The sequence below is a fragment of the Streptomyces capoamus genome (genome assembly GCF_014654935.1).
Classification (GTDB): domain Bacteria; phylum Actinomycetota; class Actinomycetes; order Streptomycetales; family Streptomycetaceae; genus Streptomyces; species Streptomyces capoamus.
In genome coordinates, this window is record NZ_BNBF01000006.1 from 218,865 (window position 1) to 228,325 (window position 9,461).

Here is a 9,461-nt window from a genome sequence, read left to right on the forward strand (position 1 = left end):
CCTCGACGGCCTGCTCGGTGCTCACGCGGCGGCCCCCTCGGCGGCGGCGCGCAGGTCCGCGGTAAGGCTGGTGAGCTGCTCGACCGTGCACTCGGCGGCAGGGCAACCGGCCTCGGCCCGGGCGATGTCGTCGAGGTGCGACGGTTCGAGGGCGAGGGCCTGCCCGGCGGCGAGCAGCTCGGCGAGGGCGACGGCGTGCTGCTGCCGTGCTGCGTCGGCTTCCGGGTCCGGGGTGACGGGCCCGGACGGGACGGCCGCGGGACGCGCGGCGGCGGCCTTCTTCCCGGCCGGCTTGTTCGGGGGCTGCTGCCTCGGTGCCTGCTGCTGCGCGGCCTTCTCCTTCTCCTGCGCGACGGCGTCCAGCTTGGCGAGGTACTCGGGCGGGGCACCCTCGGCGACCGCGGCGGCGCGCACCTGGTCGAATTGCTCGCGCGACGCGGCGGCCTGCGCGGCGGCGAGGTAGTCGCGCGACGGGCCCGCCGGTGCGGCCTGCTGGTCGGGCACGGCTCGGGGCCGCTGCTGCTGCCCCTGCTGCGGCGGGGTCTCCCACGGTCCGCCCTCTGCCCGCTTGGTGCGCTGCACCTGCTGCTCGGCGGCCGGGGCCTGGTCCTCGACGACGGGGGCGGGCTCGGGCTTCACCGGGGCGTCGTCCGGTACGGCGGGCGCCTCGACGTCCTCGGCCGGCTTGGGGGCGGTGTGCGCGGCCGACCACAGACCGACGGCCGCGCGGGATCCGTCGTTGTAGAGACTGAGTCCGAACTGATCGCCCAAGTTGACGGCGCAGCGCTTCAACGCCTGCGACAGGGCGGTTTTCATGGCCTGGTCGTGCGCGTCGCCGAGGGACGGCTGATTGCGGCTGTCGCCCATGGCGGCGTCGTCCCATGTGCTGAGCACGCGGCCGTCGGTGGTCTTCACGGCGAGGCGCACCTGCGCCCGGTACACAACGGTCCACCGGCCGGGGTTGATCTCGACCTGTGCGACGCAGGCGAGTTCGAGCGTCTCGTCGGACCACCCGCAGAAACCGAATACGCGGTTGAGCCACCGGCGGACGTCCCACGCTTCGAGGTGCGACTGCCCGCGCAAGTTCTGCACGCGGCTCGGGTTGATCGGGGCAAGAAGGGTCTTGACCTGCTCGACGGCGAGGTCGGCCGGGCCGGCGAGGTCGGCCGGGGTGGTGCGGTGCAGGGGTATGACGGTCACGCGGGGACTCCGTTCGAGGTGGGCAGGTCGAGGACGTCGAGCAGGTCCTCGCGGGCGCGGTCGAGGCCGGCGGCGGCCGACTCGCGCCCGTAGTCGGTGGCGGCGGGCGAGTGCCGCATGTGGTCGGCGTGCGAGCGGGCGGCGGCGAGGTCGAGCAGCAGGTGCTCGACGGTGGCCGGCTCGTCGGCGAATGCCTCGGCGAGGGCGTCGAGGACGGTCTCGGCGGTCACTCGGCGGCGCCCGGGGTGGTGAGCAGCAGGCGACCGGTCCGGACGTCGTAGCGGTACTCCTCGGCCTGCCACTGCGCGCGGGGGAACGCACGGCGCAGGACGTCGTACGCGGCGCGGTGCGTCTCGGCGTCGGCGGCGAGCGGCAGGCGCAGGACGTCGGCGAGGTTGACGCGCACGGCGATACGGGCGCCGCGCGGTCCGGCGTCCGTGAACACGGGGACGGTCCGGACGGTGTCGACGGTGGGGGCGACGCGGCGCAGGTTGCGGGCGACCATGACGGCGCGGACGGCCTCGGCGGCGGAGTTGCGGCGGGCGTTCATCGGGGTGCCTCCGTGGGCGAGTCGGGCGACGGCGTCGGCGAGGGCGGAGAGTCGGGCGGCGGCCGGCAACGTCCGCAGGCGCGACCAGAGTTCGGGCAGGTCGACGGCGAGCGGGGCCTGCTGTCGGTGGGGGTGGGTAAGGTTCACGACGGGACCTCTCGTGTTCGGTACGGGGGTCTCTCTCGCCGCCCCGGTCGCACCCGGGGCGGCTTTTGCGTTGGTTAGGCGGCGCGGGCGGCCGGGGCCGTGGGCGCGGTGGCCTGCTCGGCGAGGGCGGCGCGGCGGAGCCGGCGCAGGGTCAGTTCGATTTCGTCGGCGCTCCGGAACGAGCCGACGGCGGCCTGCTCGGCGGCCTCCCGGATCGGCAGGGAGTCACGGCGGGCCCGGGCGCGGTCGAGGATGCGGCGCGCATTGGCGGCGGCCTGCTCACGGGTAATCACGGTGCTCATGCGGCGGCGTCCTCTCGCATCAGATCGGCGGTGGTGAGTCCGTACGTCCGCTCGATCGCGGCGAGGCCGGACGGCCCGGGGGCGTTGCGGCCGGTCGCCCACCGGTAGACGGCGAGGTACGGCACGCCCATGCGCCGCGCCATGTCGGCGGGCGTCTGGTCGCCCTTGGCCTGCGCGGCGGCGACCAGGGCGGCGGGGGCGAAAGACATGACGGTTCCTTTCACGACACGACCAGGGCCGGTCTCTGTCGTGAAAGAAACGTACCATCAAAATTTCACGCATGAAATCGGTTCGGCGTACAACCTTCTCGGGGTATGTCGGGTCGCAGAATCGGGCGGAACCGGTCCGGACCTGGTCAGCGTCCTGTCAGAGGGTGTTGGGCCCGTTACGGGAGTGACAGGAAGGAAGTTCGGGCCCTATGCTCGGATCGAAGGTTTGTTCGAGGTAGAACGAGCCTGGCAACGCTGCACGGGAGGAACGGGGGAGGGGTGGACTATGCCAAAACCCGGTTCCTGTCGTGCGGATCTTTCACGCGCGATATCTTTCACGCATGACACAAGATGCGCCGAAGCAGCACACGCCCGAAACGTTCGCCGCCTGGCTCCGAGAAGTGATGACCAGGCGTGGTTACCCGGAGCGAGGCGGACAGAAGAAGTTCGCCCAAGACGCGGGCCTCAGCGCCCCGACCGTGTCGCGCCTGCTGCGCGCTGACGGACTCCCGGACACACGGACCCTCGAAGCGCTCGCCACGGCCCTTCGGGTCGGACTCCCGGAAATCCTGGTTCGGGCCGGCGTCGTCAAGCAGGAAGACCTCGCCAACCTTCGACCTATCGACCCCAACCCCATTACCCCAAGAGAAGCCGCGGCCGAACTCGGCATCACCAGTCCCGAAGGTATCGAGGCGTTCGAACGGATGGTGAACGGACTTCGAGCAGTCGAGACAGACGAGCGCAGCGCCAACGGATAGCAAGGAGCCGCACCACATGCACATCACGCGCGATCAGGTCGCCGCAGCAGTCGCCTACGCCGTATTCGTCATCGGCCTTGTCCTGGTGGCGGTCGCATCCGCCAAAGGCGACCGGCCACGCATGGCGGACATCGGCGCAGGCGTCGCCCTCGCGGGACTGCCGTTCGTGATTCTTGCCCGGGTGCGGCGCCAACACCACATGACTGCCGAGGACAAGGAAGCTATCCGCCGAGAGGGTTACCGGCTTGGACTCGACCATGCCGCCCGTGGCCTGCTTAACCCCCCGCCGCATCCGAGCGACGGCACGAGCGCCACCCCCGGCGCCGCGACCGTGCACCGCCTGTACGCAGTACCGCAGGCCAAGGACCGGACTGCGGACCACCACGGAGGGGAACGCAAGGCACGTTGAACATCACAGACACAGACATAGAGGAGTGGACCGCATACCTGCGCGTCTCCACATGGCGCGAGGACAAGATTTCCCTTGACCTCCAACGCGCCGCCCTACAGGCATGGGAGCGGCGCGACCCTCGCCGCCGCATCGTCGAATGGGTCGAGGACCCGGACGTCACCGGCCGAAACTTCAAACGCAAGATCATGGGGTGCATACGCGGCGTCGAAGAACGCGGTAGGCGCGGCATCGTCGTATGGAAGTTCTCGCGGTTCGGCCGAAACGACGTCGGTATCGCGGTCAACCTCGCCAGGGTCGAGCGCGCCGGCGGAGACCTCGCCTCAGCAACCGAAGACATCGACGCCCGAACGGCGGTCGGCAAGTTCAACCGGCGCATCCTGTTCGACCTCGCCGTGTTCGAAAGCGACCGCGCGGGCGAACAGTGGAAGGAAACTCACCAGTGGCGCCGCGCCCACGGTCTACCCGCCACGGGCGGGAAGCGCATGGGCTACATCTGGTACCCCCGGCGCATTCCACACCCCACCCTGCGGGGCGAGTGGACACTGCAAGAGGAGCGCTACGAAGTAGATGAAGCGGCGCGCGAGCACATAGAGACCCTGTACGAACGGAAGCTCGGCAAGGAACTGCCGACACCCGACGGGTACGGGCAACTCGCCGCATGGCTCAACGATCTTGGGTACCGCACGGCGGACGGAAACCCGTGGCGATACGACAGCCTGCGCCGCTACATGCAGAGCGGATTCGCGGCCGGCCTCCTGCGCGTCCACGACCCCCGTTGCCGCTGCGACTACACCGCCAACGGCGGCACCTGCAAGCGCTGGATTCACATAGAGGGGGCGCACGAGGCGATCATCACGCCGGAAACGTGGGAGCGGTACGAAGAACTGTCCAAGGAGCGCGCGGCCCTCACACCCCGGACCAGGAACCCCACGTACCCCCTTACGGGGCTGGTTCGCTGCGGAGGGTGCCGTAAGGGAGCGAACGCCACGTCGGCCCGGAGGAAGGGCGCGCAGGTACTCGGCTACGCCTACGCCTGCGGGGAGTCGCGGCACAAGCTCTGTGACAGTCCCGTATGGGTGCAGCGCGCTCTCGTCGAAGATGAGGTGCACATGTGGCTCGCCCGGGAAGTCGCGGCGGCCGTCGACGCGGCCCCGTCGTCCCCCGTCGCTCTGGATGACGACCAGGAGCGAAAGAAGGCACGGGCGGCCCGCGACCGGGCCCGCCTCGACGCGGAACACACGCGGCTCATGACCGGGCTGTCGAACCTCGCCGCAGACCGGGCCCTCAACCCGGACGCCTACCCGGACGGGGTGTTCGAGCAGGCGCGCGACCGGCTGCTCGAACAGAAGCGGAACGTCGCCGAAGCGCTGGAAGCCGCGGCCGTCGCGGAGGTCGCTCCGAGCCGTACGCAGTTGATCGCCATTGCGGCCGGCCTGCTCGAAGAGTGGGACACGCTCGTGTCGGCGGAGAAGAACGCGCTTCTTCGCTCCCTGGTGCGCCGAGTGGTCGCCACACGGGGCGCCAAGGGCGTGCGCGGGTTGGAGAACAGCGGTAAGACCAAGGTCGAAATTCACCCGCTGTGGGAGCCCGACCCGTGGGAAGACACCCCCGCCTAAGATCACGTCCTCACTGGACGTAACGACTTGTTTTACAGGCCCTGTCCCTGGACGAGGCCCCCGAGTTCCACACCCAGACCCTGGACGCCCTGCGGCAGCCGCTGGAGTCGGGGCACGTCGTCATCGCCCGCAGCGCCGGGGTGGTCCGGTTCCCGGCCCGCTTCCTGATGGTCCTGGCCGCCAACCCCTGCCCGTGCGGACGCTTCTCCCTGCGGGACTCCCTGTGCGAGTGCCCGCCGTCGGCGATCCGCAGGTACCAGTCCCGGCTGTCCGGACCGCTGCTGGACCGGGTGGACCTGCGCGTCGAGGTGGACCCGGTCACCCGGGCCCAGCTCACCGAGCCCGGCGCCCGCGGGGAGTCCACGGCGACCGTGGCCGACCGGGTGCGGCAGGCCCGCGCCCGGGCGGCGGCCCGGCTCACCGGCACCCCGTGGCGGACCAACAGCGAGGTGCCGGGCCGTGAACTGCGCAGCCGGTACCAGGCCGTCGCCGGAGCGATGGACGAGGCCGAACGCAACCTGGAACGCGGCGTGCTCACGGCCCGCGGCATCGACCGCGTCCTGCGCGTCGCCTGGACGGTGGCCGACCTCGTCGGGCACGACCGCCCGGACGCGACCGACGTCGCCCTGGCCCTGCAACTGCGCACCGGTGTCCCCCGGGGGGTACCGATGGCCATCGGGGCCCTGACATGACGAGCGAGGGGAGGCCCGGTGGCGAGCGGCTCGGGCGGGTGTTCCTGGCGCGGGTGATCGAGCCGGGGGACGAGGTCGCGGGGCGGTGGGTGCGCGAGTTCGGCACCGGTGAAGTGGTGCGGCGGCTGCGGTCCGGCACGGACGCGTTGCCCGGGGTCGGCGGCACCCGCTGGGCGGGGCTCGTCGCGCGGGCCCGGCGGGCCGAGCCCGCGCGGGATCTGGAGGCGGCCCGGGCCGCCGGGGCGCGGTTCGTGTGTCCCGGGGACGCCGAGTGGCCCGGGCAGCTCGACGACCTGGGCGACGGGCGGCCCCTGGGCCTGTGGGTACGCGGCCGGCCGAACCTGCGGATGTGGGCGCTGCGCTCCGTGGCCGTCGTGGGCGCCCGCGCCTGCACCGAGTACGGCACCCACGCGGCGGCCACCCTCGCCTCCGGCCTCGCCGAACGCGGCTGGGTCGTGGTGTCGGGCGGCGCGTACGGCATCGACGGGGCCGCCCACCGGGGCGCCCTCGCCGCCCGCGGCGCCACCGTCGCCGTCCTGGCCTGCGGCGTCGACCAGCCCTACCCCCGCGGCCACGCCGCCCTGATCGGCCGGATCGCCGACCAGGGACTGGTGGTGGGCGAGCTGCCGCCGGGCGACCACCCGACCCCCAGCCGGTTCATCCTCCGCAACCGGGTCATCGCCGCCCTCACCCGGGGCACCGTCGTCGTGGAGGCGGCCTGCCGCAGCGGATCGCTGTCCACCGCGCGGGCCGCCCAGCGCCTGGGCCGGTTCACCATGGGCGTACCCGGCCCGGTCACCAGCGCCCTCTCCGCCGGCGTGCACGAACTGCTGCGCGGCGAGGCCACGCTGGTCACGGACGCCACGGAGGTCGTCGAACTCGTCGGGGACATGGGCGACCTGGCACCGGCCCGGCGGGGCCCCGTCCTGCCGCGCGACCTGCTGGAACCGGCCGCCCGAACGGTCCTGGCCGCCCTGCCCGGCAACCGTGCCGCTCGCGCCGACGAGATCGCGCTCGGCGCCCGGACCACACGGGACGAGGCGATCGCGAGACTGTACGAACTCCGAGCACTTGGTTACGTCGAACGACACGGCGACGGCTGGAAGTTGACACGCCAGGCGATGATCTCGGTCCGGGGAGGCCGGTCGCCGTGCTGACCCACCGTGTTCGGCCGTCCGGGGGAACCCCCGACGCCCTTGGAGTTTCCCGGAGTTGGTGTCGGCGGCCGGTCACGGAGCGCAAGCCGTGGCCTGCGGTCATCCTGCCGATGCGAGCGCCCCGCGCACGGGTGGTGCCGCACTGTTCGCGCACCGCGACACCTCAGTCACGCTACGCTCACGAAGGCGGTGGCGCAGATCGCGCCAAGCCGGCACCAGACAGTCACCTCACCCAGGCGGCCCACTTCACCGCACGAGCCCCCACTCCCACCCACTCCGCAGCACTTCACGGCACTTCACGGCAGAACAACACAAGGCGACGAATGCCCCAGCACACCTCCGGGTCCGACCGGGCGGCGATCCCCCCAGCCGCCCGTGACGGTGGCAGCGTGCGACCGCCCGCCCCCTCGACACTCGACGAGCTGTGGCGGTCGTACAAGGCGACAGGGGACGACCGGCTGCGGGAGCAGTTGATCCTGCACTACTCGCCGCTGGTCAAGTACGTGGCGGGCCGGGTGAGCGTCGGTCTGCCGCCCAACGTGGAGCAGGCCGACTTCGTCTCCTCCGGGGTGTTCGGGCTGATCGACGCGATCGAGAAGTTCGACATCGACCGGGAGATCAAGTTCGAGACGTACGCGATCACCCGCATCCGGGGCGCGATGATCGACGAGCTGCGGGCGCTGGACTGGATCCCCCGCTCGGTCCGGCAGAAGGCGCGGAACGTCGAGCGGGCTTACGCCACCCTGGAGGCACGGCTGCGGCGCACCCCGACCGAGGGGGAGGTCGCCGCGGAGCTGGGCATGGAGGTCGACGACCTGCACGCCGTGTTCAGCCAGTTGTCGCTGGCCAACGTGGTCGCCCTGGAGGAGCTGCTGCACGTCGGCGGCGAGGGCGGGGACCGGCTCAGTCTGATGGACACGCTGGAGGACACCGCCGCCGACAACCCGGTGGAGGTGGCCGAGGACCGGGAACTGCGGCGCTTCCTGGCGCGGGCGATCAACACGCTGCCCGAGCGGGAGAAGACCGTCGTCACCCTGTACTACTACGAGGGGCTGACCCTCGCCGAGATCGGCAACGTGCTCGGTGTCACCGAGAGCCGGGTCAGTCAGATCCACACCAAGTCGGTGCTGCAGCTGCGGGCCAAGCTGGCGAGCTTCGGGCGCTGAGTCCTCGCTGATTCCTGATTCCCCCCTTCCGCCAGGGCTCGTCCGTACAGTGGTCGACGTGCCAAGGATTCGAGCGGCCTCCGTGGCCGAACACCGGTCGATGCAGCGAGCCGCCCTGCTGGACGCGGCTCGGTCCCTGCTGTCCGAGGGCGGGACGGACGCGCTGACCTTTCCCGCGCTGGCCGAGCGGACGGGACTGGCGCGGTCGTCCGTGTACGAGTACTTCCGGTCCCGGGCCGCGGTGGTCGAGGAGCTGTGCGCGATCGACTTCCCGGTCTGGGCGGCGGAGGTCGCGGCGGCGATGGAGCGCGCCGAGTCGGCCGAGGGCAAGGTCGAGGCGTACGTGCGCCGGCAGCTGGCGCTGGTGGGGGACCGGCGGCACCGGGCGGTCGTGGCGATCTCGGCGAGCGAGCTGGACCCCGGGGCCCGGGAGAAGATCCGCGCGGCCCACGGGGCGCTGGTCACGATGATCGGCGAGGCGCTGCAGGAGCTGGGCCACGGCCAGCCCCGGCTGACGGCGATGCTGCTGCAAGGGGTGGTGGACGCGGCGGTGCGCAGGATCGAACTGGGAGCGGCGGAGGATCCGGAGGCGGTGACGGACGCGGCCGTCACCATGGCCCTGCGGGGCGTGCGCGGCTGAGCGCGGGCGGGGCGCCCGTCAGGGGCCGGCTCCGTTCCCACCGCCGCAGGCCCCCACCGACGCGCGTTCCCGCTCCCGCGTTCCCGCTTCCCCAGCGCCCCGCCCGCCCCCTCCCGCGTCGCCGTCAAGCCGGTACCGGCAGGAGTCTCGACGGTCCCCGTGCCAGCAGCCACGGCGGGAGCAGCGACAGGGGGTCCAGGTAGGTCTCGCCGCGCAGCAGGCCCCAGTGGACGCACGGTGCCGTACCGCAGTGGGAGCCCGGGGCCTCCACCGACCCCACCACCTCGCCCGCGGACACCTCGTCCCCCTTCTCCACCGAGGGGCGGACCGGCTCGTACGTGGTGCGCAGGTCCGTGCCGGCCAGGGCCACCGAGACCACGCCCCGCCCGGCCACCCGGCCGGCGAACAGCACCCGGCCGGCCGCGACCGCCCGTACCGGTGCCCCGGCCGGGGCGGCGAGATCGACACCCCGGTGCCCGGGGCCGTACACCGTCGCGGGCGGCTCCCAGCCGCGCAGGACCGGCGGCCGTACGCCCACCGGCCAGACGCGGCCGAGGGCCGGGACCGGCGCCCCGGCGGACGGCGGCGGGGCCGGACCGGGCGGGGGAGCGG

Annotated in this window: 12 protein-coding genes and 1 pseudogene; 7 read left to right on the forward strand and 6 right to left on the reverse strand. The window is 72.4% G+C overall.

The window, feature by feature from the left end:
• Nucleotides 1–21: 21 nt before the first annotated feature.
• The 5 genes from IE312_RS12440 to IE312_RS12460 form a co-directional block, all read right to left on the reverse strand.
• On the reverse strand, nucleotides 22–1,200 hold the full coding sequence (locus tag IE312_RS12440; protein WP_189981139.1) for a Rad52/Rad22 family DNA repair protein: 1,179 nt from the start codon (nucleotides 1,198–1,200) through the stop codon (nucleotides 22–24).
• Nucleotides 1,197–1,430 carry a hypothetical protein gene (locus IE312_RS12445; protein ID WP_189981141.1) on the reverse strand — a complete coding sequence of 78 codons (234 nt, stop codon included), beginning with the start codon at nucleotides 1,428–1,430 and terminating at the stop codon, nucleotides 1,197–1,199. The genes IE312_RS12440 and IE312_RS12445 overlap by 4 nt, the downstream gene beginning before the upstream one ends.
• Complete coding sequence (locus IE312_RS39720; protein WP_229899607.1) at nucleotides 1,427–1,897, reverse strand: hypothetical protein; 471 nt, start codon at nucleotides 1,895–1,897, stop codon at nucleotides 1,427–1,429. The genes IE312_RS12445 and IE312_RS39720 overlap by 4 nt, the downstream gene beginning before the upstream one ends.
• A 74-nt stretch (nucleotides 1,898–1,971) precedes the next feature.
• Nucleotides 1,972–2,199 carry a hypothetical protein gene (locus IE312_RS12455; protein ID WP_189981143.1) on the reverse strand — a complete coding sequence of 76 codons (228 nt, stop codon included), beginning with the start codon at nucleotides 2,197–2,199 and terminating at the stop codon, nucleotides 1,972–1,974.
• Entirely contained in the window at nucleotides 2,196–2,408 is a 213-nt protein-coding gene (locus tag IE312_RS12460; RefSeq protein ID WP_189981145.1) for a helix-turn-helix domain-containing protein, read from the reverse strand. Before IE312_RS12460 ends, IE312_RS12455 begins: the two co-directional genes overlap by 4 nt.
• A gap of 341 nt (nucleotides 2,409–2,749) precedes the next feature.
• On the opposite strand from IE312_RS12460, the gene IE312_RS12465 reads away from it, so the two are divergent.
• From IE312_RS12465 to IE312_RS12495, 7 genes and pseudogenes are all read left to right on the forward strand, one after another.
• Nucleotides 2,750–3,166, forward strand: a complete 417-nt coding sequence (locus IE312_RS12465) for a helix-turn-helix domain-containing protein (protein WP_189981147.1) — start codon at nucleotides 2,750–2,752, stop codon at nucleotides 3,164–3,166.
• A 16-nt stretch (nucleotides 3,167–3,182) separates the two neighbouring features.
• Nucleotides 3,183–3,575 (forward strand): hypothetical protein, encoded by a 393-nt coding sequence (locus IE312_RS12470; RefSeq protein ID WP_189981148.1) that lies wholly within the window; start codon nucleotides 3,183–3,185, stop codon nucleotides 3,573–3,575.
• A complete protein-coding gene (locus IE312_RS12475; protein ID WP_189981149.1) occupies nucleotides 3,572–5,194 on the forward strand; it encodes a recombinase family protein in 1,623 nt (540 codons plus the stop codon). Before IE312_RS12470 ends, IE312_RS12475 begins: the two co-directional genes overlap by 4 nt.
• A 41-nt stretch (nucleotides 5,195–5,235) precedes the next feature.
• Nucleotides 5,236–5,886: pseudogene (locus tag IE312_RS12480) on the forward strand (ATP-binding protein); the annotation flags it as partial.
• Nucleotides 5,883–7,043 (forward strand): DNA-processing protein DprA, encoded by a 1,161-nt coding sequence (gene dprA, locus IE312_RS12485; protein WP_189981150.1) that lies wholly within the window; start codon nucleotides 5,883–5,885, stop codon nucleotides 7,041–7,043. The pseudogene IE312_RS12480 and the gene dprA, both read left to right, overlap by 4 nt.
• 323 nt (nucleotides 7,044–7,366) lie before the next feature.
• Nucleotides 7,367–8,209 (forward strand): RNA polymerase sigma factor WhiG, encoded by an 843-nt coding sequence (gene whiG / locus IE312_RS12490; RefSeq protein ID WP_189981151.1) that lies wholly within the window; start codon nucleotides 7,367–7,369, stop codon nucleotides 8,207–8,209.
• Between the two features lie 82 nt (nucleotides 8,210–8,291).
• Nucleotides 8,292–8,849, forward strand: coding sequence for a TetR/AcrR family transcriptional regulator (locus IE312_RS12495; RefSeq protein WP_189981339.1), 558 nt, complete (start codon nucleotides 8,292–8,294; stop codon nucleotides 8,847–8,849).
• 124 nt (nucleotides 8,850–8,973) lie between these two features.
• On the opposite strand, the gene IE312_RS12500 is transcribed toward IE312_RS12495, so the two are convergent.
• On the reverse strand, nucleotides 8,974–9,461 hold a 488-nt coding region (locus IE312_RS12500), incomplete at its 5' end, for a murein hydrolase activator EnvC family protein (RefSeq protein WP_189981152.1).

Excerpts from the sequence above, each read along its gene's own strand:
- IE312_RS12460 (WP_189981145.1), bottom strand. The coding sequence starts at position 2,408 with ATGTCTTTCGCCCCCGCCGCCCTGGTCGCCGCCGCGCAGGCCAAGGGC.
- dprA (WP_189981150.1), top strand. The coding sequence starts at position 5,883 with ATGACGAGCGAGGGGAGGCCCGGTGGCGAGCGGCTCGGGCGGGTGTTC.
- IE312_RS12470 (WP_189981148.1), top strand. The coding sequence starts at position 3,183 with ATGCACATCACGCGCGATCAGGTCGCCGCAGCAGTCGCCTACGCCGTA.
- IE312_RS12455 (WP_189981143.1), bottom strand. The coding sequence starts at position 2,199 with ATGAGCACCGTGATTACCCGTGAGCAGGCCGCCGCCAATGCGCGCCGC.
- IE312_RS12465 (WP_189981147.1), top strand. The coding sequence starts at position 2,750 with ATGACACAAGATGCGCCGAAGCAGCACACGCCCGAAACGTTCGCCGCC.
- whiG (WP_189981151.1), top strand. The coding sequence starts at position 7,367 with ATGCCCCAGCACACCTCCGGGTCCGACCGGGCGGCGATCCCCCCAGCC.